Below are 24,661 nucleotides of genomic sequence, written 5' to 3'. Positions count from 1 at the left end.
GGCGTGTCGTCGATGGTCAGGCGCTACGCGCCAAGGGTGGCGAGGGCTGCAGCCGCGCGGTCAGAAAGTTCACGGCCCGGATGAACTTCCACAGGTCCACTTCGTGGGCGTGGCGCTGGGTCTGCATGAAGCGCTGCTGGCCCAGGTCGAGCAGCTGCGGCTGACGCTTGATCTGCTGCACGGTGTGCCAGGCCGGGCTGCGCAAGGCACGGGCCTGCAGGTAGGCGGCCACGAAGCGCCCGGTCATGTTGGCCAGGTTGCCGATGCCCGACGGCGTGTTGAGGTAGCCGACGAACACCAGGTCGTCGTGCTCGGCCGGCAGCATGCGCAAAAACAGCGAGTCGAAATCGCGCTGCCAGTCGAAGGTCTGCAGCGGCAGAAACGGCAGGTCGATGCCGTAGCCGGTGGCCCATACGATCAGGTCGATGGTGGCTACGCTGGCGTCGCAAAAGTGCACCTGCTGGCCGTCGAAATGGCTGATGTCGGGCTTGGCCTGCACATCGCCATGGCCGATGTAGTAGAGAATCTGCGAGTTGAGAATGGGGTGGCATTCGCGAATGCCGTGGTCCGGTGCGGGCAGGCCATAGTCGCGCCCGTCGTAGCCGGCGAACTTGAAGCTGCGCTCCACGTGCGCCCAGTATTCGTCCTCGTCGGCAAATTTCGGCGCCTGGTCCATCAGCCATTCCTGGGTCGGCTGGCCATCGATGAACTTGGGCATGTAGTGGTAGCCGCGCCGGGTCGAGTGCAGCGCCAGGCTGGCGGTTTGCGCGGCGTCCACGGCAATGTCGCAACCGGAGTTGCCGCCACCCACCACCAGCACGCGCTTGCCGCGAAACTGTGCCGAGCTGCGGTACGCGCTGGCATGCAGGGCCTGCCCGCTGAAGGTGCCGGGGTACTGCGGCACCTTGGGCGTGCCGAGCAGGCCGTTGCATACCACCACCGCCTCGTAGCGGGCCTGGCGCCCGTCGTCGAAGCTCAGCAGCCAGCCGTCGGCGGTCTTGTCCATGTGGGTGACGCGGGTGTTGAAGCGGGTGTGCTGCTGCAGCTGGCAATGCTCGGCCAGTTGCGTCAGGTAGTCGAACACCTGGGTGTGCCGCGGGTAGTCCGGGTAGTGCTCGGGCATCGGGAAGTCGGCGAACTGGGTGTTGCGCTTGGAGCTGATCAGGTGCACCGCTTCATACATTTTCGAGGCCGGGCCGTCGGGCTGCCAGTTGCCGCCGAAACGCGCGGTGGCCTCGATGATCTCGAAGGCCAGGCCCACTTCGCCGAGGGCCTTTGCCACGCCCAGGCCACTGGCCCCGGCGCCGATGATGGCGATAGTCGGCTGCTGCATTGCATCACTCCCTTGAAGGTGGAAACAGGCGAATTCAGAGCATCGAACGCAGCAGGTCGCGGGCCTGTTGCTGGCTGATTTCCCGGCGGGCCAGGCGGTCGAGAATGTCTTGTGGCGTCACCGCGGGCGCAGCGTGCGGTGGCGCCGGCAGCGGTGGGCTGCTCACCGTGGGCGGCGTACTGATCCAGTAGCGACGACGCAAGAACTCATAGCCGGGCAGCGGCACCTTTCGCCACGCCTGGGTCGCCGCTGGCGGCGTCGCGGGCAGGTGCGCATCGAGCCAGGTGCGGGCCAGCGCCGCACACTCGGGCGCAGGGGCCGGGCCACTGAGCAGCACCCGTGCGTCGTCGCCCGGCGGGTTCATCAACCATTCGCTCAACTGCCGGCGAAGCGCGTCGAAGTCGTCGGCCACCACGGCCAACCGTGCTTGCTCGAACGCCTGGCGCCCGTGCAGCAGGGTGCTGGCGACGTCCCGCGTGGTGAAGCAGCGCAGGCCCAGGTAGTGCTCGGGGTGCTGCGGTGCCAGGGCGTGTTCATGCTCCAGGCAGTCGACAAAGCGCTGCAGGTAGCTGCGCAGTTGCCCGGCGCTGTGCGCGCTGAATACAAAGGCCTGGGGGCCGGTGGGTGCGGGTGGCGCTTGCAGCGGGGCGTCCTCGATCAGCACATGGGCATTGGCGCCGCCGGCCCCGAACGAACTGATGGCGGCCACCCGGGGCAGGCCATCCGCAGGGTCCGGCCAGTCGGCCAGGCGCTGCTGCACCACGAAGGGCGTGTTGCTGAAATCGATGTTCGGGTTCAGCGGCTGGGCATGGATGGACGGCGCCAGTTGCCGGTGCTTGAACTGCAGCAGCACCTTGGTCAACGCGGCCATGCCGGCGGCCGATTCCAGGTGGCCGATATTGGCCTTGATCGAGCCGATGGGGCAGCGCCACTCGCTGGGTACCTGGGCGGCCAGGGCCTTGCCCAGGCCACGGATCTCGATCGGGTCGCCCAGGCTGGTGCCGGTGCCGTGGGCCTCGATATAGCCCAGCCTGGCGGCGGGCAGGCCCGAGCGCTGCAGGGCGCGGCCGATCACCTGGGCCTGCGCTTCGGCGTTGGGCACGGTATAGCCCGAGGTGCGCCCGCCATGGTTGAGCTCGCTGCCACGGATCACCCCGTACACGTGGTCGCCGTCGCGCAGGGCCTGGGCCAGCGGCTTGAGCAGCACCACGCCCACGCCTTCACCTGGCACATAGCCGTCGCCGCCGGCACCGAAGCTGCGGCACTGGCCCTGGGTGGAGGCGAAGTTCAGCTCGCACAGCATGCGGTACTTGTACGGGTGCAGCGACAGGTTCACCCCGCCGGCCAGGGCCAGCTCGCAACTGCCGCTGCGAATCAGGTCGCAGGCCAGGTGCAGGCTGGTGAGCGACGACGAACACATGCTGTCGACGGCGAACGAGGGGCCTTCAAGGTCCAGGCAGAACGACACGCGGTTGGCGATCGAGGCATACGAGGAGTTGGTCAGGGTCGCCGGCCGCGCGGGCCAGCTCGACGCACCATAGAACTGGTACTCGCCGTACATCACCCCCGCGACCACCCCCACGCGGCGTCGCTCCACGCCCGGCTGGCGCGGCCCGCACAGGCTCTGCGGGGTGTAGCCGGCGTCTTCCACGGCATGCCAGGCGGTTTGCAGAAACAGGCGCTCCTGCGGGTCCATGCGCTCGGCGTCGCGCGGCGAGATGCCGAAGAACAGCGGGTCGAAGCAGTCGAAATCATCCACCAGGCCGCCCCAGCGTGCATACAGCTGGTCGTCGCCGCCCGGTTGCTCCCAGCGCGAGGTCACTTCGCTGATCAGGTCATCGCCGGCCGCCAGGTGCTGCCACAGCGCCTGGGCATCGCGTGCGCCGGGGTAGCGCCCGGCCAGGCCGATGATCGCGATGTCCTGGCGTTGGGTGTCGGCAGTGCCCTGCGTGACCACCGACAGCGCGGGTGCTGGCGGCTCGACCACCACGGGGCCCGGTGCCAGCCGGGCGACTTCGGCCGGGTGCTCGTTGCCGAGCAGGGCGGCCAGCTCGCGCAGGCTGCGCACTTCGAACAGCACGGTCTTCGACAGGGTGGGGAAGTGCTGTTCAAGCCGGCCGTTGAGTTCCATCACCAGGATCGAGTCCAGGCCGAATACCTCCAGCGAGGTGTCGGGGTCGACCTTGTCCAGCGGTGTGGCCGTCACCTCGGCCAGTTGACGGGTGAGGTAGTCGAGCAGGCAGGGCGCGTCGCTGGCCGCCTGCGGCGCGACCTGCACAGGCGTCGCAGGCGGCGCCTCGATGCCGAACAACCGCGCAACCGCGTCGCGCTTGCCGCACACCGGGATCAACACCGCTTGCGCCAAGGCGAGGCAGCGCAGGAACGTGGCCACCCCCTGATCGCTCGGCAACAGGGCCAGGCCATGGCGAGCCAGCCATTGGCGCACCGGCGCCGGGGCCTGCATGCCGTTGTCGGTCTGCCACAGTGGCCAGGCAATCGACAGCGAGCGGCCCTGGCGCTGGCCGCTGGCACAGCGCTGCTGGCGGGCCTGCACGAAGCGGTCGAGCCAGGCGTTGGCCAGCGCGTAGGCGCTCTGCCCGACATTGCCGTACACCCCGGCCAGCGACGAGCACACCATGAACAGTTTCAGCGGGTCATCGGCGGTGGCTGCATCCAGATGGCGGGCGGCCAGGGTCTTGCCCTGGAGTACGCTGGCGCGCTCCTGGGCAGGTTGCCGCAGGAAGAACCCGTCCTGCAGAACCCCGGCACAGTGAATCACCCCGTGGCAGGCGCCATAGCGCTGGCGAATGCTGGCCAGGGCAGCGTGCAACGAGTCGGCATCGGCGCAGTCGGCCTGCCAGTAGGCGGCATCGTCGGCGCCCAGGTGCGTGAGGCGCTCCAGCCATCGGGCAGCGTCTGCATCGAGGGCGCGACGGCCCAGCACGGCCAGGCGCAGGCCGCCGAGGCTCGCCAGCGCTTCACCCAGTGCACGGCCGACGGCCCCCAGCCCGCCGCTGATCACCAGCACATCGCCGGCGCTCAGTTGCGTCGGCGCTGTGCCGGCACCCGGGGTGACAAAGCGCAGGCTCGCCACGCGGCGTTGCCCTTCGCACAGCGATACCCGGTTGACACCGGGCTGCGCAGCCGCAAGCAGTTCGTGCGCCAGCGCTTCACGCTCTGCGCTGCCGGGCTGGTGGCTGGTTTCGATCAGGTTGGCGCTCAGGCTGGGGATCTCCTGCACCACCGAGCGCAGCAGCCCTTCAAGGGCACTGACAGGGCCGGGGTGCAGTACGATCCGGGTATGCAGCGCGGGGGTGCTCTGGCCCTGGCACAGGTGGCGCAGCAGGTCTGCGGTGGCCAGGGCGGCGTCCAGCCCTTCGCCCAGGCCGGCGTCCTGGCTGTCGGTGCTGCGCAGGTCGATCAGCAGGCGTGCGGGTACCTGCTGCTGGCTGGTCAGCAGGCGCAGCAACAGGTCGATGTGGCGCGCATCGCCCAGGTCGGCCTCGACGGTGCGTGGTGAGGTGTAGTGGAACTGCTGCGCGGGTACCAGTCGCCAGGCGGCGTCACGCAGTTGCGAGGGTAACTGGGCGAAGGCTTGCGGGTCGTCGCACAGCAGCAGTGTGGTGGGCATCGGCCCGGGCGCGGCCGGGGCGGCGGGCTGGTGCTGCCAGTAGGGTTCGAGCAGATGCACGGCATGCTCGGGGTCGACGCGGTACTCGCGAAAGGCAAAGGCCTCGATGTCCATCAGCACCTGGCCGTCTGCATCGAACACCCGGAAGTCGTACAGGCGCATCTGGCTGCCCTGGGCAGCACGCGGGCGCACGTGCACGAAGCAGCGCTCGGTCAAGGGCCGGTAGCCGTGCAGGGCCTGGCAGGCGTAGGGCACGAAGGTGGTGTCGATCTGTGCATTGCCCTGGGCGGCGGTGACGAAGGCGCTTTGCAGCACCGCATCGAGCAACGCCGGGTCCAGCGTGCTCAGCGGTTCGCCCGGGCGCTGCTCGGGGCGCCAGTGCAGTTCGGTAAGCGCCTGTTGCTCGCCCAGCCACGCGCCGGCAATGCAGCGCAGGGTGGGGCCGTAGGCGATGCCCAGGCGCTCGAGGGTGGGGTACAGCGCGTCGAGGGCCAGCGGCCGGGTGCACTCGCTGCGCACCTGCGCCAGGCTTGGCAGGCTGTCGGCGGGCACCTGCACGGCGCGGCACTCGCCACGAAAACTGGGGGTGGGGTCACTGGCCGGCAGCGGCTGGAACGCCAGGCGCACACCGTCGTGGGTGCGTTCGCTGCGGCATTCGATGCTGCGCTGCTGGCCGGGCTCGACGCGGATCGGGCTGGCCCAGGTCAGCTTGTGCAGGGTCAGCGGCAGGCCCAGGCCGTGGCGGCGCGCCTGGTTGCAGCACAAGTCGATGTAGGCGGCGGCGGGCAGCACCGGCTGGCCCTGTACCACATGGTCGCGCAGAAAGAACTGGCCGGCATCCAGGTGCAGCTGGGTGCTGGCGTGGGGCGCGGCCGACGCCACACGCGGCACCCAGTAGCGGTCCCTGGCAAAGGGGTAGAGCGGCGCGGCCAGTGGGCCGGGCGGCTGCGGCCAGAAGCGGCCCCAGCGGGCGAGCGTGCCGTCTACCCAGGCCGCTGCCAGTTCATTGGGGGCGCTGGCGCTCAGCTCGCGCGTTGGTGTGCCGGGCAGCAGCCGGCCCTGATAGCCCCCCGGCATCGATTGCACGAAGCGCTCCAGGCCAGCCTGCAACTGCGTCAAGTCGGCAGCTACCAGCGCGAAGCGATGGTCGAACGCCGGGCGGCAGCATTGCAGGGTGTAGGCGAGCTGGTTGGCCGATGCGTCGGGGTGGCGTTGCAACCAGGCCAGCAGGGCGGCGGCCTGTTCGCGCACTTGCGCTTGGCTGCGCGCCGACAGCGGGTACACCGCCGGGCCCGTGCTGGCGCTCGACGGAGTGGGTTCGGGGGCCTGTTCGACAATCACATGGGCATTGGCGCCGCCAGCGCCGAACGAGCTGATGCCGGCGCGGCGCGGGCCGTTGTCGCTGGTCCAATCGCGCGTGTCACGCACGATCTGCAGGTGGCTGTGCTCGAGCCCGGCGTCGGGGTTCAGCACCCTGGCATGCAGCGACGGCGCCAGGCGCCGGTGCTGCAACTGGAGCACCACCTTGCTCAGCCCGGCCATGCCGGCGGCCGCTTCCAGGTGGCCGAAATTGGCCTTGATCGAGCCGACATGGCAGGTCGCCGAGTGTTGCCCGCCCAGTGCCTGCCTGAGCCCTTGCAACTCGATGGGGTCGCCCAGGCGCGTGCCGGTGCCGTGGGCTTCGACGTAGCTGATGCTGGCGGCCGGTACCCTGGCATCGGCCAGCGCCCGCTCGATCAGCGCGGCCTGGGCACCGGCGCTGGGCACGGTGTAGCCGTTGGTGCGCCCGCTGTGGTTGATCGCACTGCCCTTGATCACTGCCAGTATCCGGTCGCCGTCGCGCCGGGCCACCTCGAGCGGCTTGAGCACCACGGCCGCAACCCCTTCACCGGGCACGAAGCCGTCCGCCTCGCTGCCGAACGCATGGCAACGTCCGGTGGGCGAGAGCATGTGCTGCTGGCACAACTGCACGTACTTGGCGGGGTGGGTGTAGAGGTTGACCGCACCTACCAGCGCTGCCCGGCACTCGCCCTTGCGCAGGCTGTCGATGGCGCTGTGCAATGCCGTGAGCGATGACGAGCAGGCGGTGTCGATGGCCAGGCTCGGCCCGCACAAGTCCAGGGCGAACGACACCCGGTTGGCCACCGACCACGGCAGGCCACTGGGGATCGCCGGTTGCCCGGCCTGCCACAGGGCAGGGCCGAGCAGGGGGTAGGTGTTGCTGGTGATCCCGACGAACACGCCGACATCCAGCGCACCCTGGGCGCCGCGCAGCAACTGGCCGCGCTCGCCCAGGTGGCCGCTGTCTTCCAGGGCATGCCAGGCGCATTCGAGAAACAGCCGCTCCTGCGGGTCGAGGCAGGCGGCTTCACGCGGGGCGATGGCGAAGAACTGCGCATCGAACCGATCGATATCGGGTAGAAAACCGCCCCATTTGGCATAGCTCAGGCCGCTGCTGCGGGCGTCGGTGCCCGCGGCGAAAAAACCGTCCAGCGGCCAGCGCTCGGCGGGTATCTCGCTCACCGAGTCGACACCCGCCAGCAGGTTGCGCCACAGCGCATCCAGGTCGTCGGCACCGGGGAAGCGGCCATGCAGGCCGACAATGGCGATATCGCCAGCGGGCTCCTCGTTGCACGGCGCCAGGGGGGCAATCGAGGGCCAGGCCTCGACGCCTGCGGCCGGTGGGGGCGGGCTGGGCGGGCGGCCCTGCAGGTAGCTGGCGCTGGCCTGCGGATGCTCGCGCAGCAGGTGCGTGGCAACGTCGCGGATGCAGCGGCAGTCGAACAGCAGGGTCTTGTTCAGGTCGGCGAAGAGGGGCTGGATCAGCTCGTTGAAATTCAGGATGGCCAGCGACGTGAGGCCGATCTCGTGGAAGGGCGCATCGTTGTACAGGGTGTGGGCCTCGACACCGGTCGCCTGCTCCAGCAGTTGACGCACCAGATCCATCAAGGCGGCGTGCGAACGGGCTTCCTCGGTATCGAGCATCTTCAATTCCTGAATAAAAGTTGACAGGCGACGGGCAGGCACACAGAGGCCGACGCCGCGGTGGCGTCAGCCTTCAAGTGGCTGGGTCAGGTATTAAAGGGTAATGCTGGTGGTGGGGTAGAACAGCATGTTCAATACGAACAGAATCATCCAGAAGCCGATTTCCAGTGTTTCGGTAATAGGCTGAATACGTTTTATCGCGCCATAGACATGCACCACAAACATCAGGGTGAATACCACGAAGAGTATGTCGAAGGCATAACTGAAACTGGTGCCGGTGGTGGCCGAGCGCAACATGGCCACTTCAACCACCAGAATGAACGCGCCCAGGCAGCGGCCGAAATAGATGGCCAGGTGGGTATGTTCCGGGATGGTCCATTGCATCAGGCGCGCCCAGGTGAGTGGCGCAATGAAGATCGGCAGGGCGAAGAACAGCGTGGTCACGATCATCAGGGTGGTGATGTACACACTACTGTATTGCGCATAGTAGCCAAGCATCGGCGAACTCCTTGTTCAATTGTTATTGTTGTTATTCATCGTGGGGTTTTGCTGGGGGCAAGCATTGCGAGGGCGGTACTTGTGTGTCAAGCAAGCCGCGGTGGGGGAATACCAAAGAAGGGGAGCCGGGTCGAGAGTCGTACTACTTAGGGCGCGAGACTTAAAACGTTATCAACCGCTTCACGGCAGGTGAAGTTATCAAGTAATAACCGGGTGAATAAAGTTTTATTTATCCGATAGTTGCGAGCCCTGCCGGCACATGACCGTCAGGGCCCACTCGCTCGCCGCCTACCACAAACCCGCTGCAGCCCCTCAGGAAAAAAATGCAGGATGTTGTGCGCAGAAATCGCTTGAGGTAGCCGGCCTTGCCGTCCAAGGTGCCACCCTGATAGCCATTGCCTGAAAAAGGCTGAAGCGTGCGGCGCAGGCACATGACGATGCCTGCGTGAGGAGCGGCCTTCTGCAAGCGTGACGCGTCATCTCGCTGCAGAACGTTGCCGTCTTCTCCCAATAATAAGAGAGGTAAAGGAAATGCAATCCAACAGTCTCAAGCAGAGCCTGAAGCAACGTCACATCACCATGATCGCGCTGGGGGGCGTGATCGGGGCTGGGCTTTTCATGGGCTCCGGCTCGCTGATCGCGTCGGCCGGCCCCGCCGCGATCCTGTCGTACTTCATCGGCGGCATCGTGGTCACCCTGGTGATGTTCATGCTTGGCGAGATGGCCTGCCGCACCCCCGATGCGGGGTCGTTCTCCACCTACGCCAACATGTACCTGGGCGAGTGGGCCGGCTTTACCGTCGGCTGGCTGTACTGGTTCAAGTCGATGATGACGATCACCCTGGAGGCCGTGCTGCTGGGCGCCATCCTGCATGACTTTCTGCCCTGGCTGCCGATCTGGGCGGGTGCGTTCATCATGCTGGTGACCCTGATGGCGAGCAACGCCTACTCGGTGAAGTCGTTCGCCGAAGTGGAGTACTGGCTGGCCGCGCTGAAGGTCGCCACCATCCTCATCTTCATGCTGCTGGGCGTGTCGATACTGCTCGGCCTGCACAGCGACATCCCGTCCCCTGGCCTGGTGAACCTGACCGCGCACGACGGCTTCATGCCCAATGGCCTGTCGCCGGTGATGGCGGGGGTGATCGTGGTGATCTTCTCGCTGGGCGGCAGTGAAATCGCCGCCGTGGCGGCTGGCGAGTCCGAGAACCCGCGCCGCAACGTGATCCGCGCGATCAAGAGCGTGATCCTGCGCGTGATGCTGTTCTACGTGGGCTCGGTGTCGATCCTGATCCTGTGCCTGCCGTGGACCGACAAGGCCAACCTGGCGTCGCCCTATGTGTCGCTGTTCACCCTGGCCGGGTTCGGCGGCGCGGCGGTGGCGATGAAGATCGTGCTGTTCGTCTCGTTCATGTCGGTGATGAACTCGTTCATGTTCTCCAACTCGCGCATGCTGTTCTCCTTGAGCCAGCGTGGGCATGCGCCCAAGCTGTTCTCGCACACCACGGCCAAGGGCGTGCCGCTCAATGCCTTGCTGCTCAGCCTGTGCATCTGCCTGACGATTCTGACCGTGCACTTTCTCAGCGGCGGCGACCTGTTCATGACCCTGGCCAAGAGCAGCGGCACCTTCGTGATGATCGTGTGGATCTTCATCATCATTGCCCACCTGGCCATGCGCCTGAAAACCCGTCACGAACCGGTCGACCCCAAGGCCTTCCGCGCCTGGTTCTTCCCTTATGCCAACGTCGTGGCACTGCTTGCGCTGCTCGCCGTGATCGGCAGCCAGGCCATCGACCCGGCATCACGCCTGCAACTGTGGTTCATCGCGGCCACCACGGTGCTGGTGGTGGTGGCCTATTTCGTGAAGCGCAATCGGGTGGCCGACAAACCGGCGGCTTACGTGCAAGCCGAGTAAGCCGTGGCAAGGGTGTAGGAGCCAGCCTTGCTGGCGATGCCCGGCCATGCCGGGCCAGGGGTGCTATACGCACCATCGCCGGCAAGGCCGGCTCCTGCAGGCCGCTTTACCAGAACCCTGCCGGCGCCTGCAGCGCAGCCCTGAACACCTCGATTGCCCGCTCCACATCCGCCATCTCGGTGTACCGCCCCACGCTCACCCGCACACTGCTCAGCGCCTGGCCGGCATCCAGCCCCAGTGCCAGCAGCACATGCGAAGGGGCCTGGGTGGCCGAGCTGCACGCGGAGGTCGACGACAGCGCCAGGCTGCCGGCCACCTGCGCGCTGTTGAACCCGCTGCGGCTGATGCACAGGTTCAAGGTGTGCGGGATGCGCTGCTGCGCGCACCCATTCAGGGTCACGCCCGGCAGGGCCAGCAAGCCTTCACGCAGGCGCTGGCTCAGTTGCTCGATGCGCATGCTTTGCGCATCACCTTGCACGCCCGCCAGCTCGAACGCCGCGCCCATGCCCACAATCTGATGCGTGGCCAGCGTACCCGAGCGCATACCGCCCTCGTGCCCGCCGCCATGCATCTGCGCCTGCAGCACGGGGCGCGCACGCGGGCCGACGTAGAGCGCACCGATGCCTTTGGGCCCATAGACCTTGTGCGCCGAAAACGACATCAGGTCGACCGCCAGCGTGCCCAGGTCGATGGCCACCTTGCCCACCGCCTGCGCCGCGTCCACGTGCAGCAGTGCGCCGTGTTCGCGCACGATGTCGCCGATGCGGGCAATGTCGGTGAGGGTGCCGAGTTCGTTGTTCACCCACATCAACGACACCAGTGCGGTGTCCTCGCGCAAGGCCGCCTGCACGGCCTCGGGCTGGATCAGCCCCTGTGCATCGGGCTTGAGCCAGGTGACCGTGTGGCCCTGGCGCTCCAGTTCATGGGCGGTGTCGATCACCGCCTTGTGCTCCAGGCAACTGGTGATCAGGTGACGGCGCCCAGGCTGGCCCTGGGCAATGCCTTTGAGGGCCAGGTTGTTGGACTCGGTGGCGCCCGAGGTCCATACAAGGGCGTCTGCGGTAGCGCCAACCCGGTCGGCCACTTGCTGGCGCGCGTGGTCCACGGCCTGTCGGGCGGCCTGGCCATAGCCGTGGCCAGTGGAGGCGGGGTTGCCGAAATTGCCCTGGCGGCCGAGGCAGGCCAGCATGGCTTCGATCACCCGGTCATCGACCGGAGTAGTAGCGGCGTAGTCGAGGTACAGCGGTAGTTCTGGCATGGTCATCGTCTTTTTGTGCACGTGAAGGGCAGGTAGGTAGCCTACCGACGATGACGGAGAAAATTTTTGACTGTTGTTCGGTTTGTTTGGTGTTTGTAGAAAAAATCTTCTATTTGAATCCAAAGAGTTAGTATTTTTTTCGTTATGGCGCGCCGCCGACCGTATTCATGCCTAAACCGTTGCGCCTCGCCAACCGCATCACACCCTGAACATCGCCATCAGCCCCTGCTGATGATTGGCCAGACGGTTGAGTGTCTGGCTGATCTGCGCCGATTCCTCGGCTTGCCCGGACAACGATTCGGTCACGTCGCGAATGCTCGCCACGTTGCGGTTCACTTCTTCGGCCACGGCACTCTGCTCCTCCGCCGCCGAAGCGATCTGCAGGTTCATGTCGGTGATCACCGCCACCGCATCGCCAATGCGCTGCAGGGCCGGCAATGCCTGCTCCACACGCGCCGCGCTGTCCTGCGCCTGGCGGTGGCTGTTGTGCATGGCCTCCACCACCTCGCGGGTGCCTTGCTGCAGCCCTTCTATATCGACGCGAATCTCGTCCACCGAGTCCTGGGTGCGCTTGGCCAGGTTGCGCACTTCATCGGCCACCACCGCAAAGCCACGCCCGGCTTCCCCCGCCCGCGCTGCCTCGATGGCGGCATTCAACGCCAGCAGGTTGGTCTGCCCGGCAATCGAACGGATCACGTCCAGCACCGAGCCGATCTGCTCGCTGCGCGTGGCCAGGTGTTCCACCTCCTGCATGCTGGTGGTCATCTCGCCGGCCAGTTGTTCGATGGCGCGGGTGGTGTCGCCAATAAGCTCCAGGCCTTCGCGGCTGGCATGGTCGGCGCCGCGCGCAGCCTCGGCGGCCTGTGCGGCGTTGCGCGCCACATCCTGCGCAGTCGCGCTCATCTCGTGCGACGCCGTCGCCACCTGGTCCACCTCGCGGTACTGCTGATGCATACCGGCGCTGGTCTGGCTGGCCAGTGCCGCCGACTGGTCGGCGGTGCCGCGTGCGTCGTGCACCGAGGCCTTCACGTCGGCAATCACCGGCTGCAGCTTGTCGAGAAACCGGTTGAACCAGCCCGCCAGCTCACCCAGCTCGTCCTTGCCCGCATACTCCAGGCGCCGGGTCAGGTCGCCCTCGCCACTGGCGATGTCCTTGAGCATCGCCGCCACGTCCAGTATCGGGCGGGTCACGCCGCGCGCGGTCAGCCAGATCACCAGTAACCCCACCAGCGCGGCCACCAGTGCCATCAACAGGCTGCTGAGGTTGGCGCTGGCATTGTAGGTGTCCAGGCGATTGTTGAGTGCCACGGCCGGCGCACGCAGCACCTGCTCGGGCACCTCCAGCAGCACGCTCCACGGCTGGGCACCGGGCACCGGGGCGAACGACTGGCTCACCTGCAGCAGGCCGTTGTCGTTGAATTCGGCCGCCTTGCCGGCACGCATCTGTTCGGCCAGGGCCCTGGAGTCGGTGCCGAACACCTGCTCGAAGTGCTTGCTCAACTGGCCGCTGTCCTCGCTGTGCCCGGCCAGCAGGCCGGTCGCGCTGACGATGCTCACCTGCCCGTTGCCGTCGAACAGGTCCTTGCGCCCCTCCAGGCTCAGCAGCTGCAGGTTGTCCAGGCTGATGTCCACACCCAGCACGCCGATCAGCTTGCCGTTGTGCTTGAGAGGGATGGAGATGCTGGTGGTCAGCGGGGTGCGGTCGCCCACGGTGTCGAAGTAGGGCTCCACCATGCAGGTGTCACCGCTCTCCAGGGTGCAGGTCAGCCAGCGATTGGAGACCGAGCCATTGGCCGAGACGCTGGTGTCGGCGAGCATCGATTCAGGCATCGCCTCGCGCTCCAGGGTGCCGGGGCTGGGCTGCGACCAGTACAACGAGAACCGTCCGGCCTCGTTGCTGCCCGCGCCGGCCTGGTTGACGAAGGCCGCGTCCTTGCCGTCCAGCGCATCGGGCAGGAACACCAGGTACAGCCCGAGCAGTTCGGGGTTGTTGCCCAGCGCCCGTTCGGTTTCGCGGGTCAGGGCCTGGCGCAGGTCGCCATTGCCCTGGGCGCGCAGGTACATCACCAGGTCTGCAAAACCGTTGCCGTACAGGTAGGCGCTCTGGAAGTAGCGCTGGATCTGCGCCGCCTGCAGCTGCGCGTAGGTGTGCAGGCGCAGGCGCGCGTTCTGGTCGAGCATCTGGGTGCTGGCGCTGCTCACCAGCGTGGCGCTGCGCGAGGACTGCACCCGTGTCGCCACCATCAGCACCACCACGACGGCCAGCAGGCACAGGCCCGCCAGCAAGGTGATCTTCCATTGAATTCGCAGGCGACGCAGCAACATGATCAGGTCCTTGATTTCACGGTGTCGAGCAGCAACGGCCCGCTCTGGATCGCGGGTGGGCATCGTTGGGCGGTGCTCGGCAGGGGTGGCGCAGTGATGGCATACAGGAGGCACGGACCATAAGAAAATTGACAGACAAGTGTCAATTAATATTTCCACTTTGATGCGGGGTGCTCGCAGATAAAACGCAAAATTGCCGATGTTTCCGTTTTTTCGTGGGTGATGAGTGATGGTTTGTTTATTAAATTAGACAGATTGGTTATCAGCCCAGGCGGAACCATATGTAAATTTCGTAAATAAGATTTAAACCCATTTGAGAATCATTATATTTGGCGTCTCTTTGTGGCAGCCCTGCCGTGCAGGCTGCCCTTGTGCTTGATGTGACGGAGACGTGAAATGCAGTCCAGAAGTACCCCCAACAGCCTGGCCTGGGCCTTTGTCGCGCTGTCATCGCCGGCCCTGATTGCCACCTCGGCCCAGGCCGATGACGAGCAGAACGGCGAGAACACCCTGGTGATCCAGAACACCATGGTCACCGCCGAGCAGGAAGCCAAGCAGGCACTGGGCTCTTCGATCATCACCGCCGAGGACATCAAGCGTCACCCGCCCGCCAACGACCTGTCCGACATCATCCGTCGCGAACCGGGGGTCAACCTCACCGGCAACAGCGCCAGCGGCGCGCGCGGCAACAACCGCCAGATCGACCTGCGCGGCATGGGCCCGGAAAACACCCTGATCCTGATCGACGGCAAGCCCTCCAGCGCCCGCAACGCAGTGCGCTACGGCTGGAACGGCGACCGCGACACCCGTGGCGAAACCAACTGGGTACCGGCCGAGGCGGTGGAGCGCATCGAGTTCCTGCGCGGCCCGGCTGCTGCACGCTATGGCTCCGGCGCAATGGGCGGGGTGGTCAACATCATCACCAAGCGCCCCACCCAGGAGCTGCAGGGCAACGTCAGCCTGTTCACCACGCTGCCCGAAGACCACGCCGAAGGCGCCAGCAAGCGCACCAACTTCAGCCTCAGCGGCGGCCTCACCGACGACCTGGCGTTCCGTGTGTATGGCGGCCTGGCCAAGACCGACGCCGATGACCTGGACATCAACGCCAAGAGCGCCAACAGCGCGCTGGTGGCCGGCCGCGAAGGCGTGCGCAACAAGGACATCAACGGCCTGCTCAGCTGGCGCCTGAACGATGAGCACCGCCTGGAGCTGGGCAGCGGCTACAGCCGCCAGGGCAACATCTACGCCGGCGACACCATGAACAGCAACGGCGGCGGTGACGTGGAGCGCATCTCCAGCCTGTACGGCCACGAAACCAACGTAATGCAGCGCAGCACCTACGACCTCACGCACCTGGGCGACTTCCAGTGGGGCTCGACCAAGTCGTCGCTGTCGTATGAATACGTGCGCAACTGGCGCCTCAACGAAGGCCTGGCCGGTGGCCCGGAAGGCTCGATCAACGACACCGGTGCCGACATGTCGCGCCTGCGCAACACGCGCCTGTCCAGCGAAGTGAACCTGCCGTTCAGCTTCGACAGCAGCGAACATGTGCTGACCCTGGGTGGCGAGTACCTGTACGAAGTGCTCAACGACAAGGGCTCGCTGCGCCCGCAAAGCTTCGACCCCAGCGGTGGTGCCGGCAATGAAATCGCAGGCTTCGATCGCAGCGACTCGAAGATGTCGGCCAAGAGCTTCGCCCTGTTCGCCGAAGACAACATCGTGATCGGCGACACCACCATCACCCCGGGCCTGCGCCTGGATCACCACGAAGAGTTCGGCGACAACTACAGCCCGAGCCTGAACGTGGCGCACAAGCTCACCGACGACCTCACCGTCAAGGGCGGTATCGCACGGGCCTACAAGACCCCGAACCTGTACCAGGCCAACCCCAACTACCTGCTCTACAGCCGGGGCAACGGTTGCAGCACCCAGCAGACCAACAACGGCGGCTGCTACCTGCAGGGCAACCCCAACCTCGACCCCGAAACCAGCGTCAACAAGGAAATCGGCCTGCTCTACGACCGTGGCACCTGGCGCACCAGCGCGACGTACTTTCGCAACGACTACAAGAACAAGATCATCGGTGGCACCGACGTGATCTACGACATCAACAGCGGTCGCCGCGTGACCCAGTGGGAAAACGCCGGCAAGGCACTGGTGGAAGGGGTAGAAGGCAACTTCTTCGTCGAGCTGACCCCGTCGCTGGACTGGAACACCAACCTCACCCTGATGCTCAACAACGACAACCGCGACACCGGCGAGCCGCTGAGCGTGATTCCCAAGTACACGGTCAACAGCACCCTGGACTGGCGTGCCACCGACAAGCTGTCGTTCCAGGTCGCCGGTACCTATTTCGGCAAGCAGAAGTCGCCGACCTACAACTACCGCACCCAGCAGAACTACGACCTGGATGCCCAGCAGGACGTCGAAGCCTACGGCCTGGTCGATGTGAGCACCGGCTACAAGATCACCAAGAACTACGACGTGCGCTTTGGCGTGAACAACGTGTTCGACAAGCAGATCCACCGGGGTGGCAACGCCAGCAGTTCGGGCGCCAACACCTACAACCAGCCGGGCCGGGCGCTGTTCGCGGCACTGAACATCTCGTTCTGAGCCGCCATTGCCTACAGGCTGCCCCGGGTCGATCGCGCATCGATCGGCCCGGGGCGGCTTTTTGTGTTTTCAGGCCCTCTACACCCGTACTACCCAAGGTGAAGCGTGAGTTATCTATCAGCACAACCTGCCACGAAGATTCTGGCCGTCGAGGACGATCCGCTGCTGGCGGCCCATCTGGAACAGCACCTGCGTCGCCGCGGTTTCGATGTGAGCGTCTGTCATGGCGTGGACGACAGCACCGACCTGCAGGTCTGGACGGCCTTCGACCTGATCCTCATGGACATCCTCCTGCCCGGTCGCGACGGCCTGCAACTGCTGGGTGAACTGCGCGAGCGGTTCATGGTGCCGGTGATCCTGATGTCGGCACTGGGTGCCGAGCAGGACCGCATCGTCGGCTTCAGCCAGGGCGCCGACGACTACCTGCCCAAGCCGTTCAGCATGAACGAGATGGACGTGCGCATCGATGCGGTGCTGCGCCGGGTTGCCTATGAGCGGGCCGCGCCGGAAGGCGCGCAGGGCGAGCCGGCGGCGCTGCGCAAGGACATGCGCCAGGACATGCAGCTGGGCACTGCGGTGGCCAGCTTCACCCCCATCGAGTACCGCCTGATGCAAGTGCTGCTGGCGCACCCCGAGGAAGTGCTGAGCAAGCCGTTCCTCTACCAGCAGGTGCTGCACAGGCCGTTCTCCCAGCAGGACCGCGTGCTGGACATGCACGTCAGCCACGTGCGCCGCAAGCTGGCCGCCATCGGCTATGCCGGCCGCCTGGCCACGGTATGGGGCAAGGGCTACGTGCTGACACAGGTGCCGGCATGAGCTTGCCCGGACGGCACTCGCTGCTGTGGAAACTGTGCGCGCTGCTGGTGGTGCTGTGCCTGTCGATCATCTGGTTCAGCCGCTCGGGCGGTGCGCACCTGGAGCGCAGGAGCTATCACCTGAGCGAGGAGGCGCGCCAGGTGCTCAAGGGCTACGCCGTGGAGGCCCACGCGGCGTGGCGCAGCGGCGGTACGCCAGGCGTCGACCGGTGGCTGGCCGACCTGAAGATCCGCGAGCCGGGCTGGGCGCTGGTGCTGGGCAGCGACCTGCGCTCGTTGAGCAGCCAGACGCTGACCGATGAGCAGCAGAAGTACGTGACGTTCATGCGCGAGCTCGACTGGCCCATGAGCAAGCGCTCCACCGAGCTGCCGGCGATCAGCGTGCCGTTCCCCGAGGCGCCCCAGGCCGGCAGGCTGGTGATCCAGTTGCCCGAGCGCTTCATGCCGTCGATGCGTCCGCTGCTGGTGCAACTGCTGATCCACGGGCTACTGCCGGCGCTGTTGGCACTGCTGGCGGGTTTTCTGCTGTATCGCGTGCTGATCGGCCCGCTGGCGCACCTGCGCGCCCAGGCCAATGCCCTGCGTGCCGACCGCCTGGACACCCGGGTCGACCCGGCGATTTCCCGGCGTAGCGACGAACTGGGCGATCTGGGGCGGGCCTTCGACCACATGGCCGAGCGCCTCGAAAAGACCGTGTCGCTGCAGCAGCGCCTGCTCGCCGACCTGTCCCACGAGTTGCGCACGCCGTTGACGCGCCTGCACATGGCCGCCGAAAACGAGCCCGACGATGACGTGTTGCGCGAGCGCCTGACCCGCGAGGTGCAGTGCATGCGCCAGCTGGTCGACGACACCCTGGAGCTGGTGTGGCTCGGCACCGAGCGCCCGCAACTGGCGCTGGACACGGTCGAGGTGCAGACCCTGTGGGAGGTGGTACGCGAGAACGCCTGTTTCGAGTCCGGCTGGCGTGAGGGGCAACTGCCCATGGCGCTCACCGAAGACTGCCTGGTGCGCGGCCACCTCAACGGCCTGGCCCAGGCGATGGAAAACATCGTGCGCAATGCCATCCGCCATTCGCCTGCCAACGGGCAGGTGCGCCTGGGCGGCCGGCGCGATGGCGATTGCTGGCACCTGTGGATCGACGACCAGGGCCCCGGCGTGGCCGAGGCTGCGCTGGAGACCATCTTCCAACCCTTCACCCGACTCGACGCCGCACGCCCGGGCGGCGACGGCTTCGGCCTTGGCCTGACGATCGCCCGTTGCCGGGTGCAGTTGCAGGGCGGCCAGGTATGGGCACAGAACCTCAAGCCGGGCCTGCGCGTGAACCTGCGCCTGCCAGCGGCAGCACAAGGAGAAACCTGATGAGCAACACCCGACCGGTCTGGTTGTTGATTGTGTCGCGCGCGGCAGCCGCCTTGCTGGGCGGCTATGCATTCAGCTATGCGGCCACGGCTTTTCTGGCCCGTGTGCTGCCAATGCCTGCGGTGGATGCGGTGATCGTGGCCAGCCTGCCGTCCTTTGCGTTCTACACCTGCGCGTTCCTGTGGGCCTTCGCCAGTCGCGATGCCCTGCGTGCGTGGTGGCCGGCGGCGCTGGCGGTGCCGTTGGCGGCGGTCGGCTTCTGGCCGCAGTTGTGGAGCCTGTGAGATGAAAAATACCTTCACCCAATCCATGGCGTGGCTGCACACCTGGGCCGGCCTGATCTTCGGCTGGCTGCTGTTCGCGATATTCGCCACCGGTACGCTGGCGGTGTTCGACAGCGAAATCGACAACTGGATGCGCCCCGAGGTGCGCAGCCACGACCTCACCCAGTTGCAGGCCGCGCAACGCGGGCTGGCCTACCTGACCCAGCATGCACCGGGCGCCAGCAACTGGAACATCAGCCTGCCGGATGCGCGTTCGCCCGGTTTGCAGGTAGCGTCCGGCGAGCGTCGACGCGGTGGCGGCACCGCGCTCGACCCGCATACCGGCGAGCCGATCGAGGTGCGCGAAACGGCCGGTGGCAGCTTCTTCTTCCGCTTTCACTTCACCCTGAACCTGCCGCGCAACTGGGGCATCTTCGTGGTCGGCGCCCTGGCAATCGTGATGCTGGTGGGGCTGGTCAGCGGCATCGTGATCCACAAGAAGATCTTCAAGGAGTTCTTCACCTTCCGCCCCGGCAAGGGCCAGCGCTCGTGGCTGGATTTTCACAACGCCAGCGCGGTGCTGCTGTTGCCGTTTCACCTGATGATCACCTACACCGGGCTGGTGATCTTTTTGCTGATCTACATGCCGGCGGCGGTGGATGCGCTGTTCGAGGGTGACAACCAGGCGTACTACAAGGCCCAGGGCGAGCAGCGTCTGCCCACGCCGCGCGCGGCGCTCAAGCAGCCAGCCGCGCTGGTCGACCTGGCCCCGGTACTGGCCAGCGCGCAAGAGCGGCTGGGCGCCATCAGCAGCATCGGTATCTCCAACCCCGGTACGGCGGCCGCGCGGATCGAGGTGCGCCCGACCCTGGGCTATCGCATCGCCCTGAGCAAGGGGCAGGCCATGGTGTTCGACGGCGTCAGCGGCGAGCTGCTGCGCGATGTGCCCGACATGCGGCCTGCCGTGCTCACCCAGCGGGTGATGGCGGGGCTGCACTTCGCGCAGTTCGGCGGCTATCCGATGCGCTGGCTGTACTTCGTGTGTGCGTTGGTCAGCACCGCGATGATCGGCACCGGGCTGGTGCTGTTCTGCGTCAAGCGCCGGCGCAAGTACGCCAGTGCCTCGGTGTCGGCGCAGCGTTGGTACAAGGTGGCCGAGAGCTTCAACGTGGCGTTCGTCGCCGGCCTGATGCTGGCCTGCGCAGGCTTGCTGTGGGCCAACCGCCTGCTGCCGGTGGAGCTGGCGCAGCGGGCCAACTGGGAGGTCAAGGCGTTCTTCACGGTGTGGTTGCTGTCGCTGCTGCATGCCGGTTTGCGTCCGGCGCAGCGCGCCTGGGCCGAGCAGCTGGGGCTGACCGCGGTACTGTGCATCGGCCTGCCGGTGCTGGGCGCGTTGACCGCGCAGCACGACCCGGCGCACCGCGTGCTGGAGGCCACCAGCGTGGTGCTGGGTGGGTTGCTGGCGTATGCGGCATGGCGCTGCGTGGCGCCGCGTGAAGAAAAACCTGCGCGCAAGCGTGCGACGGTAGCGGTGGAGGGGCAATGACATGCTGATGATCGGCGTGGTGGTGTTTGCCTATGTGGGCATGTTGGCGTTGTGCCTGGGGCTGGAGCGGCACTACAAGCAGGTGTGGGGCAGGGCACCTGCACCCTGGATGCGGGTGGCCCTGCGGTCGGCGGGCTGGTCGGCGCTGGCCATCAGCCTGTGGGTCAGTGGCGTGGCCTGGGGCTGGGCGATGGGGCCGGTAGCCTGGTTTGGCGGTATTTCACTGGCGGGGTTCGGGGTGGCGATGCTGTTGCCGTACTGGCCGCGTCTGGCGGTGTGGTTGCTGGGCGTTTTACCGATATGGGGGGTAGGGGTAGTGTTGGTTTGACGGTTTTTTGTGGCGAACTTATACCTGCAAACAGTGTCGGGAAGTGTGCAATTTAAATAATTGGGAAGTTTTAATTGCGGCCAATCATTGCGCGTGTTTCGTACTAACCTCATACGGGCGTGTACGTTCTGTATAGAACGGATAATAACTTTCTTATGATGGAATTGTATGAAAACCGAAAGGACTCGCTTACCCTTTGAAACCTCACTGTCACGACGACTTGCCAGCCGCCTGAAAATGAAACACCTGCTGGTGCTTCAGGCCATTCAGGCGCATGGCTCGCTGACCCAGGTTGCGCTGCGGCTGTCCACCAGCCAACCGGCGATCACTCAGATCCTCGCCGACCTCGAAAGCCTGTTCAGCGCCCCCCTTTTTGTACGCTCACCGCGCGGCATGCTGCCCACTGAACTGGGCAACCTGATCGTCGCCCGCTCCAGGGGGATGCTGGCCGACCTCGATCACTGGGCGATGGACATCGAAGCCATGACCCAGGGTCGCGCAGCACACTTGAACGTGGGCGTCATACCGTTTCTACCCGGGCGCCTGCTGGCCACCGCCATCAACCAGACCCGCTCCTGCGGCAAGCGCATATCGGTGACCTTGCACGAGGGCTCCAGCGCCCACCTGCTGGAGCGCCTGCAGGCCCACGAACTCGACTGCGTGATCGGCCGCACGTCCGCGCTGCCGGACGTGCCCGATCTGCAACACGAGGTGCTGTATCACCAGGAACCCCGGCTGATTGCCCACGAACGCCTGGCGATGCACCTCAACCAGCGGCCACTCGACCTGCAGGCACTGGCTCGCCTGGACTGGGTACTCGGCCCACGCCAGACGCCGATCCGCGAGCAACTCATCGACTTCTTCCTCAATGCCGGCATCACCCCCCCTTCACCCATGGTCGAGAGCTTGTCGTCCAGGTTCATCGGTGAGCTGGTGGCAACCAACGAGCAGGCCGTGGCCATCGTGCCGGCAGATGTTGCCGAAGAGCTCGTGCGCCTGTGCAATGTCGGCAGGGTGCGCCATCGCCTTGGCTGGCGGCTGTCACCCATGAGCCTGTTTCAGCGTATCAATGGTGCCAATGCGGTCGAACAAGCGCTCTTTGCACGGGCACTCAAACGCGCCGCAAAAGTTGCTGTTTTATCGACGTCACCGGTCAATGAACAGTGGCTGGTCACGACAGATTGAAGTGTCGCAATAACATTGTTTTATAGGCTGATACAGGATTCAAATTTCCAACTTTACAGACCCGGTACCATACTTCCCGCCAGGCGCACCATGAGGGTGCGCCAGGGAAAGGGGGATATCAGGTGCTTACGGTTTATTTGATTGTAACGGTCGGAGCAGTGGTGGCCGGCTTTGTTCAGGGGCTCTCGGGTTTTGCATTCGGCCTGGTGGCCATGTCGTTCTGGGCCTGGGTACTCGACCCGAAGCTGGCTGCCACACTGGCGGTGTTCGGGGCGCTGACCGGCCAGGTGGTGGCGGCCATTTCGGTACGCCGGGGCTTCAACATGCAGCGCCTGCTGCCCTTCGTGCTTGGCGGCCTGGCCGGCATCCCACTCGGCGTCGCGCTGCTGCCCAGCTTGGACATGAACTGGTTCAAGGCCATTCTGGGCACCCTGCTGGTGAGTTGGTGCCCAGCCATGCTGTTTGCCAAGAACCTGCCGAAAATCACTGCCGAGGGCAAGATCGCCGACGGTGTGATCGGCATGGCCGGCGGCATCATGGGCGGGCTGGGCGGTTTCACCGGCACTGTGCCGACCCTGTGGTGCACCCTCAAGGGGTACGACCGCGACGTGCAGCGCTCGATTATCCAGAACTTCAACCTGTCCATGCTGCTGGTCACCATGGGCACCTACCTCAGTACCGGCATTGCCACGCGCGAGATGCTGCCCTACTTCGCCATTGTCGCGCCGGCGATGCTGATACCGACGTTCCTCGGCACACGCCTGTATATCGGCATCAGCGACGTGCAGTTTCGCCGCGTCGTGCTGAGCCTGCTCACGGTCTCCGGCATTTCGCTGCTGATTTCCTCGGTACCCAACCTCATCGGCTGAATAGCACTGCTGATGCACTTACTCTTTAAGGAAGAATGAGTCATGTCGCATACCCCGCTGGACAGTGATCACCTCGACCCCTCTGCAAGCCCTGGCGACGACAGGCTGACCGCACGCGAGCGCGAGGCCTTGAAGCACTATGCCGCCGGCAAGAACTGCAAGGAGGTGGCGCTGGCGCTGAGCATTTCGGTCAACACCGTCAAGTTCCACACCAAGAATGCGGTGGCCAAGCTCGGCGGCAAGAACCGCACGGCAGCAGTGGCCCGCGCGTTCGCGCTGGGCCTGCTGTCGTGAGCAGATGCCTATTGCTGCAGGCTCGACAACGAAGGTTGCACGCGGCTGTTGTTGGTCATCAGGTGAGTGACCAGGTTGCGCGCATGCACCGCCAGGCGTTCGATCGCTGACACATAGAACAGCGAGCCCTGGGTCAATGGCCCGATCGCATACACCCCCCGCTGCCCATCGATCAGGTGGGTGGTAGGGTTGATCGCGATGCCGCCGTGGCTGTTCTGCCGGATCAGGCCGCGGTCGAGCAGGTTTTCTATCAGCGGTGAGTCCAGCCGCGCCAGGTTGCCGGCAAAACCGGTGGCGTCGATGGCGTAGTCGACGCTCAGGGTCTGCCCGCTGAGGTCGATCAGGATGTTGCCTTGCGCATCCGCGCGGGTGGCTTTGTAGCCTCGGTGAATGGATACCCGGCCTGCCTTGATCAGCGCTTCGAGCTTGAGTGCATTGTCCAGCGGCATGGGGTGGCGATAGGACATCCACAGGCCCTGGTACTTGCGCTGGAAGCGACGCTTCTGCACGTTGTCCAGCCGTGTCCAGAACTCGTCGATCCAGGTCTTGGTGGCGTCCAGCCAGATCTGCCAGTCACGCACATGGGCCGCCGCCTGGATCTCCCGCTGCAGGCGTTCCAGCGGTTCCAGCGGTGCAAACAGGCCCTTGTACTCGGCGCTGAAGCTGCGCATGCGGCGAAAGCTGTTCAGGAAGCCACTGATCGAGACGCGCTCTGGCAAGCGTCGCTGCGTGCCCACCGGGTTGTCGAGCACGGCCCCGCGCACCAGCGGGATACGCCCCGAATTGGAGTAGATCGCGACATGTCCGGCGCCCAGCCCGCTGAGCATGAGGGCCATGTCCACTGCGGTCAGCTTGGTGCCCAGGATGCCGACGGTGGCCCCCGGCCTGACCTGCGTCTTCAGGCGCTCCAGATCGTGATAGGGGTTGGCGTAGTAGTGCGCCAGGTCGGGGTAGGGCGTCTGCTTCTTCAAGTGCCCGACCGCCAGCACAACGTTGTCGAAGCGTTCATCGCCCTGTGCAGTGGTCACGGTGTAACCGGGGTGCTCGGCCTTCACGTCGATGACGGTTTGCGCGAGGGTTCGCAATCGGATGTTGAACCGGGCCAGGGTGTGACGGGCAAGCTCCAGCTCCTTGGCCAGGTACTGGCCCATCTGCCGGCGGCTGACATAGTCGTTCAGGTCGGTGGTTTCGCAACCAGGCTGGGCCTTGAGCCATTTCAGGAACCCATAGGCATGTTCGACGTCCGTGCCCAGGGTGGAAGTGGCCATGTTCAGAATGAACTCCGGTGTCGTGGTGGCCTGGCCGTAGGGTAGCCCCGGGCCGAAGTGGCCGGTGGTTTCGTACACGGTGATTTCCGACACCGCTGCGTCATGCCCCTGGCGTGCCAGTTCCTTGCAGAGCAGAACGGCGCTGCATCCAGCGCCCACAATTGCGATTTTCATTCAGGC

Annotated in this window: 15 protein-coding genes and 2 pseudogenes; 10 read left to right on the top strand and 7 right to left on the bottom strand. The window is 65.6% G+C overall.

The window, feature by feature from the left end:
* Positions 1 to 16: 16 nt before the first annotated feature.
* The 3 genes from KH389_RS17115 to KH389_RS17105 all read right to left on the bottom strand — a co-directional run bounded on the left by KH389_RS17115 (position 17) and on the right by KH389_RS17105 (position 8,447).
* A complete protein-coding gene (locus tag KH389_RS17115; RefSeq protein WP_054915169.1) occupies positions 17 to 1,333 on the bottom strand; it encodes a flavin-containing monooxygenase in 1,317 nt (438 codons plus the stop codon).
* A 34-nt stretch (positions 1,334 to 1,367) separates the two neighbouring features.
* Positions 1,368 to 7,949 carry an SDR family NAD(P)-dependent oxidoreductase gene (locus tag KH389_RS17110; RefSeq protein WP_213605860.1) on the bottom strand — a complete coding sequence of 2,194 codons (6,582 nt, stop codon included), beginning with the start codon at positions 7,947 to 7,949 and terminating at the stop codon, positions 1,368 to 1,370.
* Between the two features lie 93 nt (positions 7,950 to 8,042).
* Positions 8,043 to 8,447 carry a hypothetical protein gene (locus KH389_RS17105; RefSeq protein WP_043861149.1) on the bottom strand — a complete coding sequence of 135 codons (405 nt, stop codon included), beginning with the start codon at positions 8,445 to 8,447 and terminating at the stop codon, positions 8,043 to 8,045.
* 531 nt (positions 8,448 to 8,978) lie between these two features.
* Between KH389_RS17105 and KH389_RS17100 the strand changes: the two genes are divergently transcribed.
* Entirely contained in the window at positions 8,979 to 10,358 is a 1,380-nt protein-coding gene (locus KH389_RS17100; RefSeq protein ID WP_043861150.1) for an amino acid permease, read from the top strand.
* Between the two features lie 106 nt (positions 10,359 to 10,464).
* Here KH389_RS17100 and KH389_RS17095 read toward each other — a convergent pair whose 3' ends face one another.
* The 3 genes and pseudogenes from KH389_RS17095 to KH389_RS27820 all read right to left on the bottom strand — a co-directional run.
* Positions 10,465 to 11,616: a cysteine desulfurase family protein gene (locus KH389_RS17095; RefSeq protein ID WP_213605859.1), complete on the bottom strand. Its 1,152-nt coding sequence runs from the start codon at positions 11,614 to 11,616 to the stop codon at positions 10,465 to 10,467.
* 198 nt (positions 11,617 to 11,814) lie between these two features.
* Positions 11,815 to 12,327: pseudogene (locus KH389_RS27825) on the bottom strand (methyl-accepting chemotaxis protein); the annotation flags it as partial.
* 393 nt (positions 12,328 to 12,720) lie between these two features.
* Positions 12,721 to 13,680 (bottom strand): annotated as a pseudogene (locus KH389_RS27820) (PDC sensor domain-containing protein); the annotation flags it as partial.
* A gap of 657 nt (positions 13,681 to 14,337) precedes the next feature.
* On the opposite strand from KH389_RS27820, the gene KH389_RS17085 reads away from it, so the two are divergent.
* The 9 genes from KH389_RS17085 (at position 14,338) to KH389_RS17045 (ending at position 23,213) form a co-directional block, all read left to right on the top strand.
* Complete coding sequence (locus tag KH389_RS17085; protein ID WP_213605857.1) at positions 14,338 to 16,554, top strand: TonB-dependent siderophore receptor; 2,217 nt, start codon at positions 14,338 to 14,340, stop codon at positions 16,552 to 16,554.
* Positions 16,555 to 16,659: 105 nt separating this feature from the next.
* A complete protein-coding gene (locus KH389_RS17080; protein WP_213605856.1) occupies positions 16,660 to 17,370 on the top strand; it encodes a response regulator transcription factor in 711 nt (236 codons plus the stop codon).
* A complete protein-coding gene (locus KH389_RS17075) occupies positions 17,367 to 18,728 on the top strand; it encodes a sensor histidine kinase (RefSeq protein ID WP_088515198.1) in 1,362 nt (453 codons plus the stop codon). The genes KH389_RS17080 and KH389_RS17075 overlap by 4 nt, the downstream gene beginning before the upstream one ends.
* On the top strand, positions 18,728 to 19,012 hold the full coding sequence (locus KH389_RS17070; protein WP_043861156.1) for a hypothetical protein: 285 nt from the start codon (positions 18,728 to 18,730) through the stop codon (positions 19,010 to 19,012). Before KH389_RS17075 ends, KH389_RS17070 begins: the two co-directional genes overlap by 1 nt.
* 1 nt (position 19,013) lies before the next feature.
* Positions 19,014 to 20,537: a PepSY-associated TM helix domain-containing protein gene (locus KH389_RS17065; protein ID WP_213605855.1), complete on the top strand. Its 1,524-nt coding sequence runs from the start codon at positions 19,014 to 19,016 to the stop codon at positions 20,535 to 20,537.
* 1 nt (position 20,538) lies between these two features.
* Positions 20,539 to 20,865 (top strand): DUF3325 domain-containing protein, encoded by a 327-nt coding sequence (locus tag KH389_RS17060; RefSeq protein ID WP_213605854.1) that lies wholly within the window; start codon positions 20,539 to 20,541, stop codon positions 20,863 to 20,865.
* Between the two features lie 237 nt (positions 20,866 to 21,102).
* Positions 21,103 to 22,050, top strand: a complete 948-nt coding sequence (locus KH389_RS17055) for a LysR family transcriptional regulator (RefSeq protein ID WP_235593703.1) — start codon at positions 21,103 to 21,105, stop codon at positions 22,048 to 22,050.
* A 161-nt stretch (positions 22,051 to 22,211) separates the two neighbouring features.
* Positions 22,212 to 22,919, top strand: a complete 708-nt coding sequence (locus KH389_RS17050; protein ID WP_235593702.1) for a sulfite exporter TauE/SafE family protein — start codon at positions 22,212 to 22,214, stop codon at positions 22,917 to 22,919.
* A gap of 42 nt (positions 22,920 to 22,961) precedes the next feature.
* The gene (locus KH389_RS17045; protein ID WP_058541278.1) at positions 22,962 to 23,213 is read left to right on the top strand and encodes a response regulator transcription factor; all 252 of its coding nucleotides are present in this window, start codon (positions 22,962 to 22,964) and stop codon (positions 23,211 to 23,213) included.
* Positions 23,214 to 23,221: 8 nt separating this feature from the next.
* On the opposite strand, the gene KH389_RS17040 is transcribed toward KH389_RS17045, so the two are convergent.
* Positions 23,222 to 24,655: an FAD/NAD(P)-binding protein gene (locus KH389_RS17040; RefSeq protein WP_058541277.1), complete on the bottom strand. Its 1,434-nt coding sequence runs from the start codon at positions 24,653 to 24,655 to the stop codon at positions 23,222 to 23,224.
* Between the last annotated feature and the right edge of the window lie 6 nt (positions 24,656 to 24,661).

This window comes from Pseudomonas qingdaonensis (assembly GCF_018398475.1).
Classification (GTDB): domain Bacteria; phylum Pseudomonadota; class Gammaproteobacteria; order Pseudomonadales; family Pseudomonadaceae; genus Aquipseudomonas; species Aquipseudomonas palmensis.
Note: the sequence above shows the minus strand (reverse complement) of the source record. Positions and strands in the feature narration are given on the sequence as shown.

Coding starts and splice junctions, on each gene's coding strand:
- KH389_RS17115 (WP_054915169.1), bottom strand. CDS start 1,333: ATGCAGCAGCCGACTATCGCCATCATCGGCGCCGGGGCCAGTGGCCTG.
- KH389_RS17110 (WP_213605860.1), bottom strand. CDS start 7,949: ATGCTCGATACCGAGGAAGCCCGTTCGCACGCCGCCTTGATGGATCTG.
- KH389_RS17105 (WP_043861149.1), bottom strand. CDS start 8,447: ATGCTTGGCTACTATGCGCAATACAGTAGTGTGTACATCACCACCCTG.
- KH389_RS17100 (WP_043861150.1), top strand. CDS start 8,979: ATGCAATCCAACAGTCTCAAGCAGAGCCTGAAGCAACGTCACATCACC.
- KH389_RS17095 (WP_213605859.1), bottom strand. CDS start 11,616: ATGCCAGAACTACCGCTGTACCTCGACTACGCCGCTACTACTCCGGTC.
- KH389_RS17085 (WP_213605857.1), top strand. CDS start 14,338: ATGCAGTCCAGAAGTACCCCCAACAGCCTGGCCTGGGCCTTTGTCGCG.
- KH389_RS17075 (WP_088515198.1), top strand. CDS start 17,367: ATGAGCTTGCCCGGACGGCACTCGCTGCTGTGGAAACTGTGCGCGCTG.
- KH389_RS17070 (WP_043861156.1), top strand. CDS start 18,728: ATGAGCAACACCCGACCGGTCTGGTTGTTGATTGTGTCGCGCGCGGCA.
- KH389_RS17065 (WP_213605855.1), top strand. CDS start 19,014: ATGAAAAATACCTTCACCCAATCCATGGCGTGGCTGCACACCTGGGCC.
- KH389_RS17060 (WP_213605854.1), top strand. CDS start 20,539: ATGCTGATGATCGGCGTGGTGGTGTTTGCCTATGTGGGCATGTTGGCG.
- KH389_RS17055 (WP_235593703.1), top strand. CDS start 21,103: ATGAAACACCTGCTGGTGCTTCAGGCCATTCAGGCGCATGGCTCGCTG.
- KH389_RS17045 (WP_058541278.1), top strand. CDS start 22,962: ATGTCGCATACCCCGCTGGACAGTGATCACCTCGACCCCTCTGCAAGC.
- KH389_RS17040 (WP_058541277.1), bottom strand. CDS start 24,655: ATGAAAATCGCAATTGTGGGCGCTGGATGCAGCGCCGTTCTGCTCTGC.